The sequence below is a fragment of the Congzhengia minquanensis genome (genome assembly GCF_014384785.1).
Lineage (GTDB): Bacteria > Bacillota > Clostridia > UBA1381 > UBA9506 > Congzhengia > Congzhengia minquanensis.
In genome coordinates, this window is sequence record NZ_JACRSU010000001.1 from 830,004 (window position 1) to 852,369 (window position 22,366).

The window sequence follows — 22,366 nt, forward strand, 5'->3', positions numbered from 1 at the left end:
TTGGTCGGTAATCCGCACCATAAGCGGAAAAATGGGCTAAAACTGTGTTTTTGTCCAAAACGAAACTGCCTTACAGTAGTCTGTAAGGCAGTTTTTATGTAATTTTTTTTAAAATGTCTGCAAGAGGCGCGCCGCCTCTCTTCTGCTTTTCAAAATGATGATGTTTTTATTTTTTTCTGTTTCCAGCAGGTGATACGTTTTTTGTCTGTTGTTTTTGTTAAAATTCCAAACGTATTTTAAAAACTCCCAGTCGAACCGTTCCGGGCATCCCTCGCCCATGTCAGGCCGGGTTTTGCCATATCCCGTAAGGATTCTTTTCAGCACTCCCATCAAACAGACGAAACGAGAATAGTCCAGAAAGATTACAGTGTCGCAGTAAGAAAGCCTTGTTTTCAGTGTTCTGCTATATTCGCCGTCAATAATCCATGCTGGCTGCATCAGTTCCTTTAAAAGCCGGTTGTCAAATTCTTCTCGTGACACATGCTGCCAGCCGGCGCGCCAGAAAAGCCTATCCAAATGCACCAGCGGAAGATTTAATTTTTTAGCCAGTTCCACGGAAAGCGTTGATTTTCCCGCTCCGCTTCCGCCGATTACCAAAATCCGCTGCATTGACATGGGGTCTTACCTCCTGCTTCCCGCTTTGTCGCGGTACATCGCCGCGTCTGCATTATGAAACACCTGCTCCGGCTGGATTGTATCCCCCGGATTTTTACACGCCACACCGCAGGCAACTTTCAGCGGAACCCGGTGCTCCTCACCGTTATATGCCTCCGCCTGGCTGCGGAAAACTGACAGCGCGGCGTCAATGATGTTTTTCGTTTTCCCTGCTGCAACCACAGCAAATTCGTCTCCGCCAATGCGGAAACATAAGCCAATGTTTACAAACGCCTCCTGAATGCATTTTGCACCGTTAATAATTAAAAGATCGCCCTCGCTGTGGCCGAAATGGTCGTTGGCTTCTTTCAGCCCGTTAATGTCGAACATCAAGATAGTAAACGACTCTTCAGCAGCTTCTTGCAGACGCTTTAGCTCCTCCTCAAAGGAACGCCGGTTAAAAAGGCCCGTAAGCGCGTCGAGATAAGCATATTGCCGATACCGTTCCGCCTTTTCATTTTCCCGCAAAATATATGCCATTTGCTGAAACGTTTCCGCGCTGAACAGCAGAACAAACAGGAACAGTCCAAACCGGAAAATGGCAGAATTGCTGCCGTTGCCCTCCGACAGGTAATACTGAATTACCGATATAACCACAGACAGCCCCAAAATGCCCATTCCAGCAAGGCTCACCATTGACTCTCTGCTTCGATACAGCCAACGCTCCCGCGCCAGCGTGACTGTCATTACAACAATAGAAACAAGCATCAGCGCATGAATTTCCACAATCATATGGGTCAGCGGAACAACCTTGCATAAGTGCAGAAGCAAGCAGATTAAAAGATTTACCAAGTGAATCCAGCAAAGGATATGCAATACCTTTGTGCAGTGAAGCTTCATTTCGCCCAAAAACAAAAATATCATCGGCGGCAGCAGCATAAAGGACAAATAAGACGCAAAAAATATGGCCGTTGTCCTTCCCGTTATCCATTGCAAAATATCGGTGTCCGTTTCCATCCAAATGCCCGACAGCAGCACAAACAGGCTAAAATAAAGAAAGCTGCGGTAACCTCTGTTTCCCGTTCTGGCCAACAGAGCACAGGAGAACGCAACAAACAAAACGCATAAAATCACACAGGATATACTGTAAAGCGAAACGGACAGGTTTTCTCGAAGCAGCAATGCCGACACACTAGCCTTTGGCCCTATGTACATATCAAAAAACAGCTGTGTTTCGTTAATTGGCTCTCTCGCAGCAAAGGTGATTTCAAGTTCACTGCCCACGTCCTCCGGTGCCAGCGGCGCAAACAGAAGAACGTTCCCAAAGGGAAGTTCAAAGCCGGTTTTGTTTATATCACCATGCTCTTTTATCACACGGCCGCCCACACGCACCTGCACCGCCATGCTATTGGCCTTTAAACTGAACACATCGCTCTCCTGCAAGGTCTGCGGCAACACGCGCCGGACGGTAATTTTGTTTGTTTGCCGCTCCGTCACCTGCCATCCCTCGCTGAAGTCTGCAGTGACGTCCTCCACAAGTCCGGTTTTGTTCTGGTCTGCATTGTAGAAAAAATAAAACACTGTGACGGTGGAAATTAGCAGGGAAAATATTAAAAACACATTGATTCTCTTTAAGGACTTCTTCATATTCATTCACCATCGATCCCTTTTATTATATTTATTATAACAAAAGGAAGCTCCCTTTGCAATCCATAACAAGAAAGTCCGGCAAATTGCCGGACTTTCTTGTTATGGATTGCAGTTGCCGCAGGGCGTAAATCCCGCTTCAACCGCTTCACTGCGGGAGTAGAACATCACCCTGTTCTCCTCCTTGGGAAGCGACTGGCAGGAGGGCAGATGAAACCTTTTAGAATTTGTGTTGCCGATATAGACGCCCGTCAAGTTTTTTATATTTTGGCCCGAACCGTCAATTTCTGTTGAATTTGTCACCGCATCTGTGTTTTTCGCCGTTGTAAATGCAACGTCTTGCCCGTCGCTCTTGCAAATGATATCTCCCTGAACGTCTGTTCTGAATACCTTTGCACCTACGTCCCTGAGCCTGCTCAGCGCCGCCTTACCCGGGTGCCCGTAAGCGTTGTTTTTCCCAACGGAAATCACGGCATACTGGGGCTGAACCTCCCTTAAAAACACATAGGAAGAGGACGTATCGCTGCCATGGTGCCCCACTTTTAGAACGGTGGATTTTAAGTCAAATTGTTTTGCAATGATATCGTGCTCCTCGTCAAATTCTGCATCCCCCGCAAACAAAAAGGAGGTTTGCCCATAGGTAATTTTCAGCACGATGGAGGTATTGTTCAGGTCTTTATCATTGTCCTGAACAGGGCCAAAAATTTCAACGGTGCTGCCGCCGAGCTGAAACTGGTCCCCAGCCGCTGGATGCTCTACCGATAACCCCTGGCCGCTCACCTTTTTTAAAAAGGACTGATATGCTTTCGTATCCGCCACCGCAGCCGGTGCCAGCACCTTGCCTGCTGCTGCCACAGACAATGCACCGGAAAGGCCGCCGACATGGTCTTCGTGTGGGTGGGTGCAAATTACATAATCAATGTTTTTCACAGCAAGCTTGCTTAAATATGCGGCAACCAGCCTGCTGTCTGCAACGTTTCCGCCGTCTATCAGCATAGATTTTTCTCCGCAGAGCACCAATGCGGAATCCGCCTGCCCCACGTCAAGAAAATGCACCTCTAAGTCTTGAGTATGCAGGGATTCCCCGGTATTATGCTCTGCCCCATTGGAAGTCTTAGATGTCTGTGTCTGAATTTCCTGTATGCCAGTCACAGTTGGTTCGGCTTGCCCTGTCAGTCCATCCTCCGGCCCGTTGCAGCCGAGCAGCAGACATGCCGCTGCAAATATTATAAAAAAATACAGTATTCTTTTCCCCATAATAATTCCCCCAAAATGATTACAATGCGTATTTTTAATTATAATGCAATGCTTTGGGTAAAACCACTACAGTTCACAGTTCGTGACCTGTCTGTATAGAAAAGTGACAAAACAAAAAGACCCGCGCTTAAGCGCGGGTCTTTTATTGGAAAATTCTTTATTTTGTTACCTCAATTACATCTGCGTAAGACACCATATCCGTGTCGAATATGCCGGTACCGCCCCAAACAAAAGCTTTTGCCTTTACGATTGGTTTCAGCTCCGGATCGTCTGCCGTTGTAACAGACAATGTGATTGTATCGCTGTTTCCTTTTGTAACGGAAATCGGTTTTGAATCGAAGCGTACAACGCCATTATCTTCATCATATAAAATGATGGCCAGGAACATATTCATGTTGGAGTCGTCTGCCTTGTTGTTTTCAACAAAAAGCGAACCTGTGATAGAGCCGCTTGCCGCATCAAACTCGCCCAGTGTCGGCGTAATGGTAAACGCTGTTTTTATCATATCGTCTGCGCTGATTTTATATACTGCGCCTGCAACGCCGCCATCTGTGAACGGCATAATTTCAAACCGTAACGTGCCACCGATTGCCGTTTCGGGAATGAGATACTCATAAACATTTGTTGCAGCAGAAAGCTGTGCTAAAGTTACGCTTGTTCCGTCAGCCAATTCCTTCATAACGCGAACAACAGAGTTCCCTTCAAACACATTTTCTAATTCTGTCTGGAATTCATACCGGAATGTGGCTGTTCCGCCCACAACATTTGTTGACTCGAGGGACAGGTCTGTTGCATAAGGAAGCGTATAACCTGTTGGCTCAGGATCGGGCTCAGGTTCTGCTGCAGCTTTTTTATTAATAGCAACATCGTCTAAATAATAGGTTAAACCGGAAGCACCTCCGTCAACTACAAAGGACATAAACGGCTGTCTTGGACCTAAGGTCGAATCTGTGCCGGTAGTGGTGAACTTCGGGCTGTAAGGAATGGTATATTTCGTCCACGTATCTGTCAGCTTCAGGTCTGTGCCCAAAAGCTCTGTATCAGGAACGTCATACAAGTCTGTTGTATCTTTTGTTTCAACCGCACGGTCGAGCTTCACCTGAATATTTTTGCCAACAGATGCGCCTTCACCTTTTGCCCAGAACGAAATTTCATTTTCTGTGTTGTTTGCAATGTACACACCCTGGTTTACGCCGCCATTTGCTTCATTTACTGTAATTTTTGCGCTTCTTGTTCCGACAGATTCTGCCGGAACGTCAGAAGAGGCTTCTACTGCAGCACCACTCTGGAACCAGCTGTAAAACGTGCCATATTTTTTGCTGTCATTATTCGAATCACGATCTTCATCTGTTGTAGGAATATCTCCCTTCAACCATTCAAAATCACCGTTTGCCGGTGCGTCAAAGCTTTCAATTCTGATGTTGTCAATGGAAAAGCTTGCAGCCTGTCTGCCATTATCCGTAGCACCAAGGTCTTTAAATGCGTCATTGCAGCAACGGAAGATAAAGGCAGTATCCTTTTCTACAAACGCTTTTACCTGACGGGTCATATAAACCTCATGATGCTGCCAGTCTTTTGTCAGTTTAACAGGTGTTTTAATAAACTGGTATTTGTAATACGGATCGTAGGGATCTATGGTTGAAGCCCTGTCTGCAACGGCTTTCATATAGCTGCCAACGGTTGCATCATCATCCGCTTTTGCATCAAACGAAATTTTATACAGTTTGTTATACCGAATAGGCAAACTGCCGGTTTGTATTTGTACATAGCTATTACCCTCAGAGTTCGGCTTTTTGATGCTTGCGTAGCCAGGCTTACCATCGCTGCCTGCACCCTCGTTCCACGTGCCAAATCCGGCAGGAACTGAGACAGCACCACCATAGTCACTTAATTGCTTAGAAAAGTCCACATCAACTAAAACATTGGGGTCTTTTTCCTCCGGTTCTTCCGGAACTTCAGGTTCTTCCGGCTCTGAACCTGCTTCGTAGGGGTCTAAAACCGGTTCAATAATAAAGTCATCCAGATACCAGGAAAGTTCCTGCGTGGGAGTATCCTTCGCCACAGCGTTTCCGAAAACATTGGCGCCTACGTCTCCCAAACGGGGGCTGAACTTAAACTCCCCCTGCGCATCAAGATCCAAAGTCCAACCGCTGTTCATTGCGCCGTCCCAGTCAATAATTTTTTCCACATAAACCCATTCGCCGTTGTTAAACTTTTCATTGTCAACCGTCCAGCCGGTCATCCAGCGAGTAGGATTTTTCTGACCACTTTTGTCGTATGCCGGTCCCCAGAAAGCAAATCCAAAATTTGTTTTTGCCAGCTTTGTTTTTGCTGTATCCAGCTTTACCCATGCAGACATTTTAAACTTGCCGTTTACCATAAAATGTGCGTCAGGAACGAAAAAATAATGGTCCGACATAGCACCTTTGCCATCCGTGCCTGCTGCCTTCTGGGTAATATGCAACGCCCCTGCTGAACCGCCGGCGCCGCCTTCAACCCACTCCATATCATTTTGAGTCGATTTCAGATCACTCAAAGATGAAGGGTCTTCAAAATCCGAGTAGATATAGGGATAAGCCTCATATGCTTTGGCCTCAGCCGGAATGATGCCCACAACTGTGAGCAACATTCCGAGGACCAACGCGAGTGATATATACTTTTTCATATCTTATGCATCCTCCTGTTCTTTACAAAATTAATTTGTTTTACCGCTGTAAGGCGAGAATGTGAAGTCACCCGGGTTGTAAATGCCGAAGTAACCGCTTGCAGGAAGCGCATTTTCGTCCGTATCGAGGAAGTCGAACATATTTTCACCATTAATTGTAAGAACAACTCTGGTTCCTTCTTCGGTATCGAGCGCGCCGACAATAACGCTGCAGGTTTTGCCGTATTCATATACCGGATCATCTTCCGGGTTCGGAATACCGGGGCCGCCCACCGGGGTAAATGCCGGGTCGTTGCCGAATATCATGGTACGTTCGCCCTTATTAAACCGCTGAAGCTCAATATGATCCTTTTTAAAGCCAATCATATAGGTTGAATCTGTCTTATAGCTTCCCATGGAATCCTGCGCACAGAACGTTATGGAAGGCCACGAGTTCGGATTGTTGATTTGCATGTCGAATGCAATCAGCTTATTATCAATTTTGCTTCCGGTATAGAATGACGGACTGCCCGAAATCTTAATACTGCCGCCCGAAACAGTGCCAGTGCCTCTCCACCCTGCGGTGGTAAAGAAGTTTGACGGAGCTTTTTCATAGGGAAGTTCTAAAGAATCTTCCTGCGTATAGGTAATTACCTTTACAGGAATATCCTTTTCCAACGTTTTTTCGCCATAAGTAACCTTAATGTGAACTGTGGTTTCACCTGTGCCGACAGCGGTTACTTTGCCTCCCGCAGCAACGGTTGCAACCGATTCGTCCGCCGAGGTCATTGTAATGCTTTCGCTCGGTATGGTAACGTCTTTACCGAAAGTGGTTTTACCTGTTACCGATACGGTAGTTGTATAGTCCTTAATCATGTTCAGCGCATTGACATTTATGCCGATGGAATCAAAGTCATCGCCTGCAAATACCTGGAACTGTTTGGTCTGGAGTCTGCCGTCTACCTCTGCTACACCCATAACCCAAACAACGCCCGAACCAACAACTTTCATGTTGCCTTCATCGTCCACTGTAAGAACAGACGGGTCGCTGGAATAGAATTTTGTGTAGAAATCAGAAAGCGGATATTCTTTCTGATGACGGCCGGTAACCTTCACGTCGAGTTTGGCAGTTTCACCCTTGCCCAGCGTATATGCCCTTTTCTTTGCAACAAACGACTGCGGACCGTCGGGGAAGTTATCTGCATATTCCGGCTCAATTCCGGCGTTATTGATGATTTCCTGTGCTTCTTCCGGCCATTCGGCATCCGGAACGGTGATGTTGTCTCTTACAATATTATCTGTTCCGTTTTCTCTGTACTTGTCGGTTGTTGCATAGTTGTTTTCAACCGTGTTGTGCTGAATGCTGCCTGTGTGAATGTGCAGCCAGGTATACTGGTCTTTGCCCCAGGGGGATTCAACAAAGTTAAACTCCCATTGATCGATGTCGCTCATGTCGGTTACGTTGTCGTAAAGGTGCCAATAGGTGGAACCTTCATCCGGATACAACGCGCCATATGGGTTTCTGGGATTCTCAATGTAGTTGCCCACCATGCGGTTGTTTAAGTTCTTCGATTCTAAAGACGAAGCGCCAAGGGTATAAATTGGTGCGCCGTCATAAACTCTGTCGTTGTTAACCTCGTGAATATAGTTGTAGCCAACCTCTAAATCATACATTGCTGTGCCGGTGTCGGCATAAGATGCCCAACCGTAACCAATGTGATAGCCGGAGTAAGGAACGCTTACGATTTCGTTGTGGTTCAGCTCCGTATATCTCGGCCAAGCCGCGGAAATTGCCGCAGCAGACATATATTCCGTTGCCACATTATGAACATAGTTGCTGTTCACCTTGTTGTATTCATTGAATTCTTCCGGCGTTGCGGGATTTGCACCGTCTTGAATACCGCCTAAGGAAACTGCTGTTCCGGCAATATCGAAGAATTCGTTGCCAATTACGTTACAATGCTTGATGGATTTTAACAGCTGCAGGCCGGTAATACCCATTCTGGTAAACTTATTGTTTGTAAAGTCAATATACTGGCCGTTTTCAACCAACATTGCCGTTCCGGGCATTTTGTCGCCGTTCTCACGAATGTGGTTGTTCTGCGCGTCTGCGTGACCGCCCACTTGTGTCGGGCGGAGCCAGGTTGTGTCTGCAAACTCAATGTTGTTGAATTTAATGTTGTGAACAGGCTCTTTTGCAGATTTCCCTGTTGCTTTCAGCAGAACTTCGCCCTGGGGAACGGTCAGTTCTACATTTTTAATGTCTTCGTTTGCTTTGGGGATATAGTACATGTAACCATCGTGGCTGTTCATGTACCACTCGCCCTCCTGGTCTAAGAGCTCGTATGCGTTTTCAACATAAGACGGGAACTGCTGATCCTGGCCAAGTTTTGTGTTAACCCTGACCTGAACATATTTCCACTCGTCCTGAACCGGTGTAAATTTCACTTTTCCGTTGCCCATGTCGGTGATGCTTTCCATAATTGCGCGGGGATTACACCAGCTTACATGGAACACAAATTCCAGCTCATCCGGATATGCAAAGTCTAAAAACTCTGTATCTTCCGAGGTATAATATGTTTTGTCAATGTATTCCGGATTGGTAAGGCCGGCAACGCTTCTGGCGCGAATGCCCTTAACGTTGTTAAAGTATGCCTGTCTTGTTACCGTTCCTTTTCCTACATATACTTTATAAATATTTTTGCTTGCATCGTGAAGTTCAAAGCCTTTATATTTCTGCCCCATAGACAGAACCGGCTTTTCGTCACCCCAAGAGGTGTAAATAATGCTGTAACCGTTGTTACCGGAATCTTCTGCCGTCAGTTCAAAGGTTCTATCCAAATAATGTTCACCGCGGATTAAAACCTTAATGTCATTTGACATGGTATCGGTAATTTTACGAATCATGTCGCGGGCGGCATATATCGTCTTTAACGGTGCTTCTGCCGTTCCGTCGTTATTGTCGTTGCCGTTGTCTGCGTCAACATATACATTAAATTTGGTAGAAAATTCTGCAACTCTCATTAAAATCTGTGCTGCTTCTGCTCTTGTAATGTGGTTTTTCGGCTTATAGGAACCATCGTCATAGCCTTTAATGAGGCCATATTCCGCCGCATCTTTTACTGCCGTTTTCGCCCAAACAGTAATGTCTGCATCGTCTGTGAAGCCCGAAACCTCTGCTGTTTTCTCCGCTTCTTTTGAAACTGCGGCCTTTGCGGCAATAGACGCCGCTTCTTCCCTGGTGATTGCCTGGTCGGGCTTAAAGGTGCCGCCAACGGTCAGTGCCGTATCCAAAAGGCCGAGCTTGTTAGCAATGGTCACACTGGATGCAAACCACTCATCCCCCTTAACGTCGGAGAACGCGCCGTCATATTTCGGGGCGGTAAGATGATATGTGTCTGTAATCATTTTTACAAACTGCGCTCTTGTCAGGTCGGAATTCGGCGCATACTGGTTGTTGCCGATTCCTTCAATATAACCATAGGTTGCCAATGTGTTTACCGTGTCTTTTGCCCAGTGGTTCTGCATGTCTTCAAAGTTCACTTGTGTCACAGAAACCGGCTCCTGCACAACTGGCTTGCTGGGCTGTGTGGGTTTGTTTGAACTGCCGCCCATTACGCTGCTGTAGTCCGCCGGAACATCGCCGTGGGGCACACAGGTAAAGTTGTCAATATAATAGGTTTCCAGCTGTGTGCCGTCGCCGTAACGGATTTCAAACTGTCCCGCCCCCGACGTCTGTACATTTTGTGTGTTGATACCTGCGTTGGTCCATGTAATTTTAAATTTGCTCCAACTTGTATTAAACTGTCCGCTGCGGGTGATGTAATACCAGCCGCCATCGCTGAACTGAAAAATCAGGTTCATTGCAGCTGCCTTGTCTGCCTTTAAATCGAACGAAATATCATAGGTTTCGCCCACAACAAAGGGAGCAGGGATTCTAATACCGCCGTAGGTTCCCTTAACTTCAACCTTTGTGCAGCCCTTGCTGCCCCCGGCGCCTCCATCTTGAAAAGAAATTGTGGCGTTTCCGGTTTTTGTTGTTTTTGCAACTTCTTCTGCGGAATCAAATGTACCCCAGGGGTATATGTTGACCTGTTCGCCGCCGGATGCTGTTGGGTCTTTTTTTGCAGCCATTGCCGACGGAATTGCCGTCACCACCATAGCCGCCGCTAAAAGTGCGCTCAGTAACTTCTTTTTCATTAATTTCCACCTCCGATTAACATGAGGAGTTCATAAACGACCTTTGAGGCCTGCGCACGTGTAACAGCGTTCTTAGGCGCAAAGGTGCCGTCTCCCATACCATTGATGATCTGTGCGCCTGTTAAAACGCCCACTGCTTCTTTGGCATAGCCAGAGATGCTGTCTGCATCTGAAAAGTCAAGCGCTTGAGCCTGGCTGTTTAAGCCGGATAAGCTATATACGCGGTGCATGATAACCGCCATATCCTCTCTGGTAATGCTGCCGGAAGGATTGAATTCATTATTTTCATTGCCCGTGACAAGGCCAAGTCTTGCTGCAGAAGCAATGTAGCGGTAACTCCAGCCGTCTGCGCTCACATCTGTAAATTCGCATTCTGCGCCGGCATCATAAACATCGAATGCTAAAACAATCAGTTTTACAAATTCTTCTCTTGTCATAACATCGTTGGGATAGAACTTGCCGTCTCCCCTGCCGGATACCACACCTTTCCCAGCCAGGTACTTCACGCTGGATTCTGCCCACTGAGCAGAGTCTAAATCAGAGAAGTTTGTGTTATAAGACGGTTTGTCGTTCGTATTGGTGTTGTTCGCATCTCCATCAACAACAACGCCGGAACCGGGATTGTTGTTCTTAGAACCCGAACCGGAGGGACGGGAACCGCTGCTACCGCCACCGCTGCCTCCGCCGCCGGTATTGCCGTCATCTTCTTCATACCCGTCAAGCAAATCTTTCATAATGTCGTCAGCATCCTTTTCCAATGCGCTGATTGATTTGCTTTCTTTGTTTTTAAGACTTTTAAACAGGTCGTTTTCTAATTTTTTATCAAAAATTTCTTTGTAATTGGACTCATTGATGCTGATAATGTCTTTTTCCAGGTAATAGTCAAATGCATCCTTAAGTGAAATGTAGTCGAGCTCCTCTTCTACAGCAAGCATACAAGCCTTATCAAAGGCAAGAGAAAGTTCCTCCTGCTCCAAGGTTGGTTTGCCTTCACTCTTAAAATAGTTCATTACAACAGCAGAAGTTAATTTATCATAATATGTTCCGTCTAATAACTTCTTTTCAATGGCTGTTTTCACCGTTGCATCCCAATTAACCGCGTTTGCATCAGCAATTTTGGCAAGCAGCATTTCTGCGTCCATTTCTTGTGTAAAACGGGTTTCTATTTCTTCAATATTTGCTTCTGTGGCCGCAAGGTCAATCGCCTCAATTTTTTCATCCACTAAGAGGCGAACTTCTTGAGATAGTGCCTTATACTCGGTAAGGTCATATGTAAGTTTGCTGTCCTCGCCCGTAATGAGATTATAAATCCCGTCGTTTTCCTTTACTGCCTGATCAAGCTTGTTATAAAAATCAATTTTGTCGAAAACGTTAATGAACAGAAACTCTTTAACGATAGTTTCAACACCACCGCCTACATGAACCCAATAAGTACCCGTTTCATGAGTAGGCTGCATTTTAAAATGGAACTGATATTGATATTTCCCATCGTCTGTGAGGGTATATTCATGGGTCTGGTCCATACCTCCCAGCACCTTAGCGCCGGTGCTTTCCTTTGTATCTGTTATTTGTGCCGTGACCTCGCCGGTTGCAGCAGCATCTGCCGTAACCGTTACATCAACCTTGAACAGGTCCAGGCTGATGCCAATTTCCGCCGTTGCTTGTGCGGCTGAAACAGAGAGCATGGAAACAAACATGAAAAGCGCAGATAAAATAACCGATAGAAACTTTTTCATTGTCATGTTTTCCTCCTTCCGCAGCTTTAAGCCTACTGTTTAAATACAATAATTTCTGCTGCATTTACATATTTTTGAAGACGTACCACAATGGTGTCACCGACAGTAATAGAATTAATGTCGCCTGTTGTTGCTTTTTCTGTTTTAGGTCTGTAGATTACAACACTGGGTGAGTCGGTGTAGACCATATTCTCCGTACCGCTTCCGTCAATAAATGTTATCAGGTTTTTATCCGTTGCGTTATTAGAAACCACACCCATAACTTTATTGTAACCATCTGTTCCGTCACCAATGGGGCTGCTGCTAAATAACGGCGTGATCGCTCCCGTTTCGGCGTTATACTCTGTCATAATGTCAATGGCGTCAATATAACCGTTTTCATCTGTACCATACTGGATAACATAACCAGGTTTAATGATACCTGAAATTTCATCGGGTTTGATTTCTGTGTACTTTGCATCATTGCCTTTTCTGTATTCAACCTTATCAGATACAATCACTGATTCCGATTCATTCATGTAAATTTTCTTGGTTGCGTTACCTTCGGCATCAACTGCATTTGTAATCTTTGTTACCACATTAAATTTAGACGTGTTACTGCTAATGCCTTCTGAAACGCTGCATCCGCGAAGCAGGACAACATCGGCCACATTGATATCACTTGAATTCAAATCATACACAACATAATCTTCAATAACCTGCGTATAATTGCCGCTCTGTCTGTAATAATAATTCGCTTTTAAATTTCTTTGAACCTTATAGTTCTCCGTTTCGTCCAGTTTTCCTTCACCAGGCGTTAAGAAGATATATGCTTCGTTCGGAACATATCTTGCATATTTTGTTCCGGCATCATTTGTTGTAAGTCTCATGATACCATTGTCTCTTAACAAAAAGCTGGTTCCGGCTGCAAACTCACGGAGTTTTCCTTCTTCACCTGTCTTGCCGGTATCCAGATAGCTGATTTTTCCGTCTGAAATGGTGTATCTCACCACATAAGCGGAATGAATATAATAATTTCCCTCGCTGTTCTTCGAGCCGTTTGAAAGCACTTTCAATATGTTTTCAAACCCGCTTCCAGATGTTGTGTATCTGTTGCCGTCAATATTCACGGTGCTCTTCAGCGGTGCTGTAATAAAGGTACCATCCTGTGTGAACAGTTTTAATTGAATCTCTGAAACGACAGATTGTTCGTTATAATCCAAGCCGGCAACAACTGCATAGTTTTGTGTTCCTGTAACGCCGCCGCGGTCTGAAGCAACAATCTTGCCGTTGATGTTTAAATAGAACACCGCACTCATTCCGGCTTTGATTTCGCCGCCCTGGTAGTCGTTTGATGTTTTATAATATTCGCCGCCGATTAAATAACCCAAATCGGTGGATACCTCGTCAACCATTCCGGTTACGGTCTGCCTGGAAACATAAACCGTAATCAATTTCGGAGAACCTTTGCTTTCCATAATGGTTGCAACGTCCCACTGTTTCAAGCTGGAAAGGCCAATTCTCTTGTTTTCCGGCATCAGATAGAACTGTACCTTATCCTCCTGGAAGTCATATGCAAACTTTTCGTTTGTATACATTGCCGTAAAGGTTTCATCATAGGTGTCAATCGAATTTACCACAATGTCTTTGTAAGCGTAAACAAAAAGGATTTCGGCCGTATTGTCGCCGGTGTTGTCCAGCGCTTCAATGTAACCTTCTTCAGGAAGCACGTTTTCAATTTTTCCGTATCCGCTGTAACATTTGCCGTTATAAATTACGTCTATGTTGTTCGCAAGACTGATATGGCGTTCTCTGTCATTTTCATCTGTGTAATAGATGCGGTTCGACGTTGTTTTGTCCGGAACCAGATCTTTGCTGTCAACTTTAGTGAGGTTATTTACTTTTGTGTTTTCTTCCACAAAAGCAATTTCAAAGTCACTGTCAGCCGTCTTCCTTAAATAATATGTAACGGAACGGCCTAAGGATGTGGCATATACATATCCTGGTGTGTCGTAAACCACGTTATCGATTTCAATCTGCTCGTCCGTTAAGTTGGAAAGCGTAGACGTAAGACGTGTGTTTTCATTCCCCGTTACGATACCTTTATATTCGGTGATGTCGTAAGTGTCGCTTAAAAATGTCTCTGTTTCAGACACCCTGTAGTCAACGGAGCCATCTGTAAAGTTCATTGGTATTACAGCGCCGGCCTCCATTGCGGATTCAAGCAGCTTATACACATCGCAAAGGGGAATTTGTTCTCTGCCCGACTGGAACTTGAGGTTTGAGAGCATGCCCAGTTTAATTGCGATTCTGTGATACCCCGTGGGGAATCCGCCCTCTCTGGCCGCAAACAGCTTGTGGCCTACGGCATTTACAACGAAAACAATCGCTTCGTCGTATGTAAGATTGTCGTCCGGGTGAAATTTCAACGCTTCATCACCGGTTATGATTCCCGCATTGTAAAGTGCGGTAATTTTATCGATAGATGCGTCTTTCACTGACACGTCTATGAAAGGTGACTGCGTTGGATTTGTGCCGGAAACCTGAAGGCGCAAATATTTGGTGATAATATCCACCATCTGCCTTCTGGTCACATACATTCCAATGTCATCATACTCGTTGGTAATTGCTCCGAAAGCTTCTAACTTTTCAACAATCACTCTGTCTGCATCTGTCAGTTCTACAACAGGAAGTTCTTCCTGTGCGTCTTCCGCATATACAGAAGATGAAAACGCCGCGCTAGCTGCTAACGTTGCCAAAACAACAAGTAATGACACAAAACGTTTCATTTCCTTCATTTTTGTTCCTCCATCCATTTTACAATATAATATGCTAACTATATTTTATACTAATTTCCCCGTTTTTGCAACACATATCTTGCTGTTATATCCTATATTTTTTGATAAATATTGCACAAAAGACAACTCCCCGCCGAGATATACTTGTATAAATACAATAATTATTGTTATTTGTCATTGTCATAAATTAGATGACTAAACAAATATTGTAAAAAAAGCGTACCGTGGCAAATTTGTCACGATACGCTTGCTCTGCGGACACTTAAGACTGCGCTGTACAGCGGCCTGTCGTCTCCTTTGTAAAAATTTCCGGAAAGCGGCGTGGTGCAGACGCCGCCATTCCAGCAGTGCCGGATTTTCCCGTCCCCGATATACAGCCCCACATGGTTCGGCGCGCCGTCGGGCTCATAGTCAAAAAAAATTAAGTCTCCAGGCTTAAGGCCTGCGACATCGTTGTGGTCTTTCAGCGCCTCAAAATCAACCGGCTCGCCCCACGATAGCTGCGTTTGTGTGTTACCCTGGGGCACGTCCGCCCCGAAATGGTTCATTACATAATACACAAATCCGGAACAGTCAAACGATTTCGGGCCGGTTCTGTCCTCGGTGGAGTAACCGCCCGATATGGAAACGGCAAACGCCGCGATTTCCTCTCCCTTTGTTTTTTTTAGCCCCTGCGGCTCTGCGTCCGCGCCAGAGGGCTCCGCCGAACAAAAAAAGAGGACGGCTGCAGACAAAATCACAAAAATTGGTAAAAAAAAGCTTTTATATGTTCTGATATTCATAAGCGCCCCCGAATCGGCTGCACAAAATTTATATCATTATAATAGAAAAGCTTTTCATTTATTCCTTTTTTATGTATTTTTCATAATTACGCTTTCAATAATATCCGCCACGTCTTCACAGGCGTCGAGACATTCCTCTAAATGCTCATATATATCTGTCCATATATAAAATTCCCGGTCGGGAACCGCGGACGCAGACAGCATTCGGATATTCTCCACCAAAAGAGCGTCGCCGTCGCTTTCATAATGATTCACAGCAACAATGCCGTCGCGGATTGTAGCGGAGTTTTTAAAATTTTTAAATTCCGCCATAACTTTGTCTAATTCCCCGGAGCACTTAACAATAACGCCTGAAAAAGCAACAGCTTCCTCTCGAATGGCTTTCACGCCGAACATGTAAATGCGCAGCAAAACGTCCTCCAGCTTATCCACCACGTTGTCCAGCTCCTGGGCTAGGGCCACAATGTCTTCCCGCTCAATGGGCGTTATAAATTCGTGAGCAAGAAGCTGTGTCATCTCATGCTTTGCGCAGTCGGCCCTGTGCTCTATTTCGTGCATGTAGTCAATGCTCTTCTGCAAGGCATTGCTGTCAAAATCCCGCAGAACGCGATGTAAAAATTCCGCCGCCTCGCAAATAATTTCAGAAATCTGTTTAAAATAATGAAAATAGTCAAACTTTTTTTTGGCCATAATTTTGCTCTCCTCTGCAAATCAAATCTGTATTAAAAAATTCGTATAAATAATTTCACCATGAAAAACGCCAGAATTCCGCACCCCGGAAACGTCAAAACCCATGTGAGCACCATTTCCTTTACGATTTTCCAATTCACTGCAGATGCGCGCTTTGAGAAGCCCACGCCCATAATGGAAGAAGTTTTCGTGTGGGTCGTGCTGACTGGAATTCCTGTTAAAGACGCAGTGAGCAAACACAGGGCTGCACCGGTGTCTGCCGCAAAGCCCTGATAGGTCTGCAGCTTCACCATGTCCATTCCCACGGATTTAATAATTCGGTATCCGCCCATGGAGGTTCCCAGCGCCATAATGAGCGAGCACATTACCATGAGCCAGATGGGAATTTCGAACTCGTTTACGCCACCCTGCCCTGCGCTTAACGCAGAGCCCAGCAAAAACACGCCCATGAACTTCTGCCCGTCCTGGGCGCCGTGCATAAATGCCATAAACGCGCCGCCGCAATTCTGGGCTGCCCGAAAAGCCCTGTTGGTTTTTACCCGGTCGCAGCCGGCGCACAGCTTTTCAACAATCCGAACCGTGACAAACCCAAACACAAACCCCAGCCCGGTGGATAGCACCAGCCCGTAAATTACCTTAATCCACTCGTGCCCGTTAATGCCGGAAAAGTTGCCGTGAATTGCAATTGCCGCCCCAGAAAGTCCGGCAATCAGCGCATGGCTTTCGCTGGTGGGAATGCCAAACACCCAAGCTGCCGTTGCCCAAACCACAATTGCAAACAGCGCGGCGCAAAGGGCCGTTGCCGCGTCAATGGTATTTGTTCCGAAATCTACCATATTATAAATGGTAGAGGCGACCTTTGCGTTAATCACCGTCATTACGAGCACGCCCAGAAAATTAAACACCGCCGCCATGACAATGGCTGCCCTGGGCTTAATGGAGCGTGTGGAAACGCAGGTTGCAATGGCGTTGGGCGCGTCTGTCCAGCCGTTGACCAAAATCACGCCCAGGGTTAAAACCGCCGTTACCGCGGCAAGCGGGTTGCCCGCAAGATAGTCAAAATAATGAAAGATATCCGTTGTCATTTCGTTCTCCTAACTTTTTTGTTTTAAAAAGTCACAAGCAAATTGTATCACACTCTGTGTGTTTTGGCAAATCATTTGGCCGCTAAATTTTCAAAAAAAATGTAAAGAAACTGTTAATTGTTCTGTTTATTTTTTCTTTTGTTGCAAGTTATTGTTAATACTGCGTTAAAAATCGAATCTGCATATTGCAAGGCGCTTTCAGGGGTGCTAAAATAAGTTCATTCGCCAATTGGAGGTTTAACTATGTTTCAAGTGCTTAAAAATCAATCCCCTGCACGTATTTTTTCATTGGGGTTTGCACTCATTATCCTGCTGGGCTCTGCTTTGCTCATGCTGCCCATCAGCGTGAACGAGGGGGTTGATTTAAACTATATGGACGCGCTTTATACGTCAACCAGCGCGGTTTGCGTAACCGGACTCATTGCGGTAGACACCGCCGACACCTTCACCGTGTTTGGCCGGACTGTTGTGGCGCTTTTAATTCAGATAGGCGGTTTGGGCGTCACGGTCGTTGGCGCCGGCATTATTCTGGCCATCGGCAAAAAAATAAACCTAAAAGGCCGCCGCCTGATTAAGGAGGCCATGAATTTAGATTCCGGGAAAGGCATGATTCGGTTTATAAAGGGCGTTTTGCTCACTACCTTTGTGTTCGAGCTTTTGGGAGCAGTGCTCAGTTTTGTTGTATTCGTTCAGGATTATCCGGCATGGCAAGCGCTGGGCATCAGCGTGTTTCACGCCGTGGCGGCGTTTAACAACTCCGGCTTCGACATTTTAGGCGGTCTTCAAAATCTCATTCCTTATCAGGACAACATTTTGTTAAACCTTGTAACCTGCGGACTGATTATATTTGGCGGCATTGGCTTTTTGGTCATCAAAGACATTTGGGACTGCAAATTTCGTTTTAAAAAGCTGCATATGCACGCGAAAGTCGTTATTACCGTCAGTCTGTTTTTAATCGCTGCCGGCACAATTTTAATAAAGCTCACCGAAAACATTACCTGGCTCGGCGCTTTTTTTAACAGTGTTTCCGCAAGAACGGCCGGGTTCTCCACATTTCCGCTGGGCAAGTTTTCCAACGCGGGGCTGATTGTGCTGACGGTTTTAATGTTTATCGGCGCTTCCCCCGGTTCCACCGGCGGCGGCATAAAAACCAGCACGCTATTTGTTCTGATGCAGGGAGTAAAGTCTGCTGCCACCAACAAAAGCAGCGCGGCTTTTCACTACAGCGTTCCGGCAGACAGCTTGAAAAAGGCCACAGTCATTACCATTTTGGCCGCAGGAACTGTTTGTCTTGGTACATATTTAATGTCGGTGTTTGAGCCGCAGCTCAATTTGATGGACATTTTGTTTGAAGTCACCAGCGCCTTTGGCACGGTGGGGCTTTCCACAGGAATTACGCCGGGTCTTTCGGTTCCCAGCAAACTGCTTTCTGTGTTGATTATGTTCATCGGGCGCTTAGGGCCGCTGACAATTGCTTCTGTGTGGTATTTTGCTGATGAACAGCAGGTGCGTTATCCGGAAGGCAACATTGCAATTGGTTAATATTGAATTTTATTGGAGGAAAACCATGAATTTTATGAGAAAAGCAGAACAAAGCCACTCCTATGGCGTTATTGGGCTGGGACGGTTTGGAAAAGCCCTGTCCCTTGCGCTGGCAGCCAGCGGACACGAACTTTTGGTAATTGACGCAGACGAAGATAAAATCCGTCAGCTCAGAGAATATACGGAAAATGCCTTTGTAGTTAAGACGCTGGACAAAGAATCCCTTTCCGACACCGGCATTCAAAACTGCGACACGGTGGTGGTGTGTATTGGAGAAAAAATGGACGTTTGCATTTTAACTGTGCTCTATTTAAACGCCCTGGGAATTCAACGCGTAATCGCAAAAGCCAACAGCGAAGAACACGGCGAAATTTTAAAAAAGCTGGGCGCCGAGGTGGTTTTCCCCGAGCACGATATGGCTGTGCGTCTTGCAAGGCGGCTTGAAACCTCTAAAATGATTAATTATATCGAGCTGAGCGAGAAAGTCGACATCTCTACCCTCCGTATTCCAGAGGCATTTATCGGCGAAACAATCGGTTCTGTTGATGTGAGAAAAAGGTTTGGCTTAAACATCATTGCGGTGGAGAATCCTGCCGGAGTAATGACGGAGCTGACTTCAGACTACCGCTTTACTGAGGAGGACTCCATTGTCGTTATTGGCGACAGGGAGAAAATTAATGCATTGGAAGCGAAATGTTATTGATAGAAAAAAGACCGGTATCGGTCTTTTTTTATGTCTAATTTCGGACAAAAAAATCGGAACAAGCAAAGCTTGTTCCGAAATGGAGCGGAAGACGAGATTCGAACTCGCGACGTTCACCTTGGCAAGGTGACGCTCTACCACTGAGCCACTCCCGCATCATATATAAAACTTTGGTGGTGCCTCCGGGCGGAATCGAACCACCGACACAGGGATTTTCAGTCCCTTGCTCTACCGACTGAGCTACAGAGGCATGGGTTGGCGACTCGGATGGGGTTCGAACCCACGACCTCCAGCGTGACAGGCTGGCATTCTAACCAACTGAACTACCGAGCCATAAAGACAAATTGGTGGGCGCTACAGGGCTCGAACCTGTGACCCTCTGCTTGTAAGGCAGATGCTCTCCCAGCTGAGCTAAGCGCCCAATTTTGTCCGTCGTCTCAGCGACAAAAATATTATACTATAAAATAATCGGTTTGTCAAGTAAAATTTTTTTATTTTTACTTTTTATAAAAATACAAGCAATAACGCAACTTTTTTGTTCTATTCCTTGACTTTTTTTCAAAACCGGGGTATAATATGAGAGTAATTCTCAAATTCAGGAGGATACAATGAACGACAGAAACAGCTATAACACGAAACAAAAACAATTGATTTATGACTTTTTTGCGGCAAATCCAGACCGGCAGTTTTCCGCCAAGGAAGTTTCAAACAGCGTGAAGCAGCAGGCAAAAATTGGGGAAAGCACCGTTTACCGCTTGATAAAAAAGCTGACGGAGGACGGTGAAATCCGCCGATTCAGCGGAAAAGACGTGAAAGCGGTGGTTTATCAGTTTGCCAACCAAAGCGAGCACTGCCATGAGCATTTTCACTTAAAATGTACCGGCTGCGGGGAGCTGATTCATTTAGACTGCGGACTGGTGAAGGAGTTTGAGGCGCACATGACCAGCCACCACGGCTTTTCCATTGACCATTTAAAGACCATTATATATGGCACCTGCGCCAACTGCGCAAACAAAAAGGAGATAAAACATGAAACAACCATATAAAAAATTAATGGCCCTGGCGCTGATATTTTCTGCGGTTCTCTCCCTGTTTGGGTGCGGTCCGGCGGAAACCCTTTCCGGCGTCGGGGATAAAAAACTAAAAATTGTCGCCACAAACTTTCCGCCCTTTGACTTTGCGCGGCAGCTTGCCGGCGAATTGGCAGACGTTACCATGCTGCTCTCTCCCGGCCAAGAGAGCCACACCTTTGAACCAACGCCCCAAGATATTATTAAAATTCAGCAGGCAGACATTTTTATCATGGGCGGCGGCGAATCTGACCAATGGGCAAAAAAACTGATTTCCTCCTCCCAGCTTGACGAGGGGAAAACACTTTTCATGATGGACTGCGTGGAAACCGTTCCCGAAGAACTTACCGAGGGAATGAACCACAATCACGAAGAACACGCAGACGAAGACCACAGCGGATTTTATGAATATGATGAGCATGTGTGGACGTCGCCTGTAAACGCCATGGAAATTTGCAGTAAACTGACAGAAAAGCTGATTGCCGCGGACAAAGCCCACGAACAGGCTTACACAGAGAATTTAAACCGCTATCTTGCCCAGCTTGAAGAGCTTGACGAAAGTTTCGCCGCGGCGGTGGAACGCGGCGTACGGAAAACGCTGGTTTTCGGCGACCGGTTCCCCTTTCGCTATTTTGCGGACCGCTATGGCCTGACGTACTTTGCGGCGTTTCCGGGCTGCTCCGGCGAAACCGAGCCTGATGCCGCCACCATGAAATTTTTGATTGATAAAGTAAGCGAAGAAAACATTCCTGTTGTGCTGCATGTTGAGCTTTCCAACCAGAAAATTGCAGACGCCATTTGTGAGGCAACAGGAGCGAAAAAAGCACTGCTTCACTCCTGTCACGGCGTGACAAAAGACGAGTTCGACCGGGGAGAAACCTATGTGTCCCTGATGAAAAACAACGTAGATGTGTTGAAGGAGGCGCTTTCGTAATGCGCATTTTAACCTGCGACAATTTAAGCGTGTCTTACGGCGCGAATCAGGTGTTGTCCGACCTGTCCTTTTTTGCGGAGAGCGGCGCGTGTTTAAGCATTTTGGGCGAAAACGGCGCCGGCAAGTCCACCCTTTTAAAATGTCTGCTGGGGCTTAAAAAGCCCGACGCAGGGGTGATTAAAACCGAAGGGTTTCCCCTTTCTCAGGTGGGGTATTTGCCCCAGCAGGCGGAGGTTAAGCGGGACTTTCCCGCTTCTGTGTTTGAGGTGGTGCTGTCGGGCTGTTTGAACATGCGCGGCGCAAAACCCTTTTATTCCCGCCGGGAAAAAGATGTTGCAATTCGGAACCTGAATAAAATGGAAGCGGCAGACTTAAAAAAAAGGAGTTTTTCAGAGCTTTCCGGCGGACAGCAGCAGCGCGTGCTTTTGGCCCGTGCTCTGTGCTGCGCGCAAAGGCTTTTAATTTTGGACGAGCCCGCATCTGGTCTTGATCCCGCCGCGGCCCGGGAGATGTATGCTCTGATAACGAAGCTGAAATCAGAAGACGGCATGGGAATTATCATGGTTTCTCACGACACGGCGGGGGCGCTGTCCGTCAGTGAGCGGGTACTGCACATTACCCGCGGGAACAGCCACTGTTTTTTCGGCACAAAACAGGATTATGTAAACAGCGGCTATGCAAATATATATTCGGAGGCAAGATAGC

The 22,366-nt window shown here is 46.1% G+C and carries 15 protein-coding genes and 4 tRNA genes; 5 read left to right on the forward strand and 14 right to left on the reverse strand.

Going from position 1 to position 22,366, the window contains the following annotated elements; genetic code table 11:
* Window positions 1-108: 108 nt before the first annotated feature.
* From H8698_RS03980 to H8698_RS04025, 10 genes are all read right to left on the reverse strand, one after another.
* Complete coding sequence (locus H8698_RS03980) at window positions 109-615, reverse strand: P-loop NTPase family protein (protein ID WP_249311263.1); 507 nt, start codon at window positions 613-615, stop codon at window positions 109-111.
* 6 nt (window positions 616-621) lie between these two features.
* Window positions 622-2,247, reverse strand: a complete 1,626-nt coding sequence (locus H8698_RS03985) for a GGDEF domain-containing protein (protein ID WP_249311264.1) — start codon at window positions 2,245-2,247, stop codon at window positions 622-624.
* A gap of 96 nt (window positions 2,248-2,343) precedes the next feature.
* Window positions 2,344-3,498: a ComEC/Rec2 family competence protein gene (locus H8698_RS03990; RefSeq protein WP_249311265.1), complete on the reverse strand. Its 1,155-nt coding sequence runs from the start codon at window positions 3,496-3,498 to the stop codon at window positions 2,344-2,346.
* 157 nt (window positions 3,499-3,655) lie between these two features.
* Window positions 3,656-6,163 carry a carbohydrate binding domain-containing protein gene (locus H8698_RS03995; RefSeq protein WP_249311266.1) on the reverse strand — a complete coding sequence of 836 codons (2,508 nt, stop codon included), beginning with the start codon at window positions 6,161-6,163 and terminating at the stop codon, window positions 3,656-3,658.
* A gap of 30 nt (window positions 6,164-6,193) precedes the next feature.
* Complete coding sequence (locus H8698_RS04000; protein ID WP_249311267.1) at window positions 6,194-10,342, reverse strand: S-layer homology domain-containing protein; 4,149 nt, start codon at window positions 10,340-10,342, stop codon at window positions 6,194-6,196.
* Window positions 10,342-12,078 carry an S-layer homology domain-containing protein gene (locus H8698_RS04005; protein ID WP_249311268.1) on the reverse strand — a complete coding sequence of 579 codons (1,737 nt, stop codon included), beginning with the start codon at window positions 12,076-12,078 and terminating at the stop codon, window positions 10,342-10,344. The genes H8698_RS04000 and H8698_RS04005 overlap by 1 nt, the downstream gene beginning before the upstream one ends.
* Window positions 12,079-12,110: 32 nt before the next feature.
* The gene (locus tag H8698_RS04010) at window positions 12,111-14,855 is read right to left on the reverse strand and encodes an S-layer homology domain-containing protein (RefSeq protein WP_249311269.1); all 2,745 of its coding nucleotides are present in this window, start codon (window positions 14,853-14,855) and stop codon (window positions 12,111-12,113) included.
* A gap of 236 nt (window positions 14,856-15,091) precedes the next feature.
* The gene (locus H8698_RS04015; RefSeq protein ID WP_283245365.1) at window positions 15,092-15,637 is read right to left on the reverse strand and encodes a C40 family peptidase; all 546 of its coding nucleotides are present in this window, start codon (window positions 15,635-15,637) and stop codon (window positions 15,092-15,094) included.
* 69 nt (window positions 15,638-15,706) lie between these two features.
* Window positions 15,707-16,327 (reverse strand): DUF47 domain-containing protein, encoded by a 621-nt coding sequence (locus tag H8698_RS04020; RefSeq protein ID WP_177678200.1) that lies wholly within the window; start codon window positions 16,325-16,327, stop codon window positions 15,707-15,709.
* Between the two features lie 32 nt (window positions 16,328-16,359).
* Complete coding sequence (locus H8698_RS04025) at window positions 16,360-17,412, reverse strand: inorganic phosphate transporter (protein WP_177678198.1); 1,053 nt, start codon at window positions 17,410-17,412, stop codon at window positions 16,360-16,362.
* Window positions 17,413-17,655: 243 nt separating this feature from the next.
* Between H8698_RS04025 and H8698_RS04030 the strand changes: the two genes are divergently transcribed.
* Window positions 17,656-18,954, forward strand: coding sequence for a TrkH family potassium uptake protein (locus H8698_RS04030; RefSeq protein ID WP_249311270.1), 1,299 nt, complete (start codon window positions 17,656-17,658; stop codon window positions 18,952-18,954).
* Between the two features lie 25 nt (window positions 18,955-18,979).
* Entirely contained in the window at window positions 18,980-19,657 is a 678-nt protein-coding gene (locus tag H8698_RS04035; RefSeq protein WP_249311271.1) for a potassium channel family protein, read from the forward strand.
* Between the two features lie 80 nt (window positions 19,658-19,737).
* On the opposite strand, the gene H8698_RS04040 is transcribed toward H8698_RS04035, so the two are convergent.
* The 4 genes from H8698_RS04040 to H8698_RS04055 all read right to left on the reverse strand — a co-directional run bounded on the left by H8698_RS04040 (window position 19,738) and on the right by H8698_RS04055 (window position 20,078).
* A tRNA-Gly gene (locus H8698_RS04040) sits at window positions 19,738-19,812 on the reverse strand.
* Window positions 19,813-19,831: 19 nt separating this feature from the next.
* A tRNA-Phe gene (locus H8698_RS04045) sits at window positions 19,832-19,907 on the reverse strand.
* Between the two features lie 6 nt (window positions 19,908-19,913).
* Window positions 19,914-19,990 (reverse strand) — tRNA-Asp (locus tag H8698_RS04050).
* A 12-nt stretch (window positions 19,991-20,002) separates the two neighbouring features.
* A tRNA-Val gene (locus tag H8698_RS04055) sits at window positions 20,003-20,078 on the reverse strand.
* Between the two features lie 187 nt (window positions 20,079-20,265).
* Between H8698_RS04055 and H8698_RS04060 the strand changes: the two genes are divergently transcribed.
* Genes H8698_RS04060 through H8698_RS04070 form a run of 3 tightly spaced genes read left to right on the forward strand, consistent with a single transcriptional unit; the run spans window position 20,266 to window position 22,365 of the window.
* On the forward strand, window positions 20,266-20,703 hold the full coding sequence (locus H8698_RS04060; protein ID WP_249311272.1) for a Fur family transcriptional regulator: 438 nt from the start codon (window positions 20,266-20,268) through the stop codon (window positions 20,701-20,703).
* Entirely contained in the window at window positions 20,687-21,661 is a 975-nt protein-coding gene (locus tag H8698_RS04065) for a metal ABC transporter substrate-binding protein (RefSeq protein ID WP_249311273.1), read from the forward strand. The genes H8698_RS04060 and H8698_RS04065 overlap by 17 nt, the downstream gene beginning before the upstream one ends.
* Window positions 21,661-22,365 carry a metal ABC transporter ATP-binding protein gene (locus H8698_RS04070; RefSeq protein WP_177678316.1) on the forward strand — a complete coding sequence of 235 codons (705 nt, stop codon included), beginning with the start codon at window positions 21,661-21,663 and terminating at the stop codon, window positions 22,363-22,365. The genes H8698_RS04065 and H8698_RS04070 overlap by 1 nt, the downstream gene beginning before the upstream one ends.
* The last annotated feature ends 1 nt before the right edge of the window (window position 22,366 follow it).

Coding starts and splice junctions, on each gene's coding strand:
- H8698_RS03980 (WP_249311263.1), bottom strand. CDS start 615: ATGTCAATGCAGCGGATTTTGGTAATCGGCGGAAGCGGAGCGGGAAAA.
- H8698_RS03985 (WP_249311264.1), bottom strand. CDS start 2,247: ATGAATATGAAGAAGTCCTTAAAGAGAATCAATGTGTTTTTAATATTT.
- H8698_RS03990 (WP_249311265.1), bottom strand. CDS start 3,498: ATGGGGAAAAGAATACTGTATTTTTTTATAATATTTGCAGCGGCATGT.
- H8698_RS03995 (WP_249311266.1), bottom strand. CDS start 6,163: ATGAAAAAGTATATATCACTCGCGTTGGTCCTCGGAATGTTGCTCACA.
- H8698_RS04000 (WP_249311267.1), bottom strand. CDS start 10,342: ATGAAAAAGAAGTTACTGAGCGCACTTTTAGCGGCGGCTATGGTGGTG.
- H8698_RS04005 (WP_249311268.1), bottom strand. CDS start 12,078: ATGAAAAAGTTTCTATCGGTTATTTTATCTGCGCTTTTCATGTTTGTT.
- H8698_RS04010 (WP_249311269.1), bottom strand. CDS start 14,855: ATGAAGGAAATGAAACGTTTTGTGTCATTACTTGTTGTTTTGGCAACG.
- H8698_RS04015 (WP_283245365.1), bottom strand. CDS start 15,637: ATGAATATCAGAACATATAAAAGCTTTTTTTTACCAATTTTTGTGATT.
- H8698_RS04020 (WP_177678200.1), bottom strand. CDS start 16,327: ATGGCCAAAAAAAAGTTTGACTATTTTCATTATTTTAAACAGATTTCT.
- H8698_RS04025 (WP_177678198.1), bottom strand. CDS start 17,412: ATGACAACGGATATCTTTCATTATTTTGACTATCTTGCGGGCAACCCG.
- H8698_RS04030 (WP_249311270.1), top strand. CDS start 17,656: ATGTTTCAAGTGCTTAAAAATCAATCCCCTGCACGTATTTTTTCATTG.
- H8698_RS04035 (WP_249311271.1), top strand. CDS start 18,980: ATGAATTTTATGAGAAAAGCAGAACAAAGCCACTCCTATGGCGTTATT.
- H8698_RS04060 (WP_249311272.1), top strand. CDS start 20,266: ATGAACGACAGAAACAGCTATAACACGAAACAAAAACAATTGATTTAT.
- H8698_RS04065 (WP_249311273.1), top strand. CDS start 20,687: ATGAAACAACCATATAAAAAATTAATGGCCCTGGCGCTGATATTTTCT.
- H8698_RS04070 (WP_177678316.1), top strand. CDS start 21,661: ATGCGCATTTTAACCTGCGACAATTTAAGCGTGTCTTACGGCGCGAAT.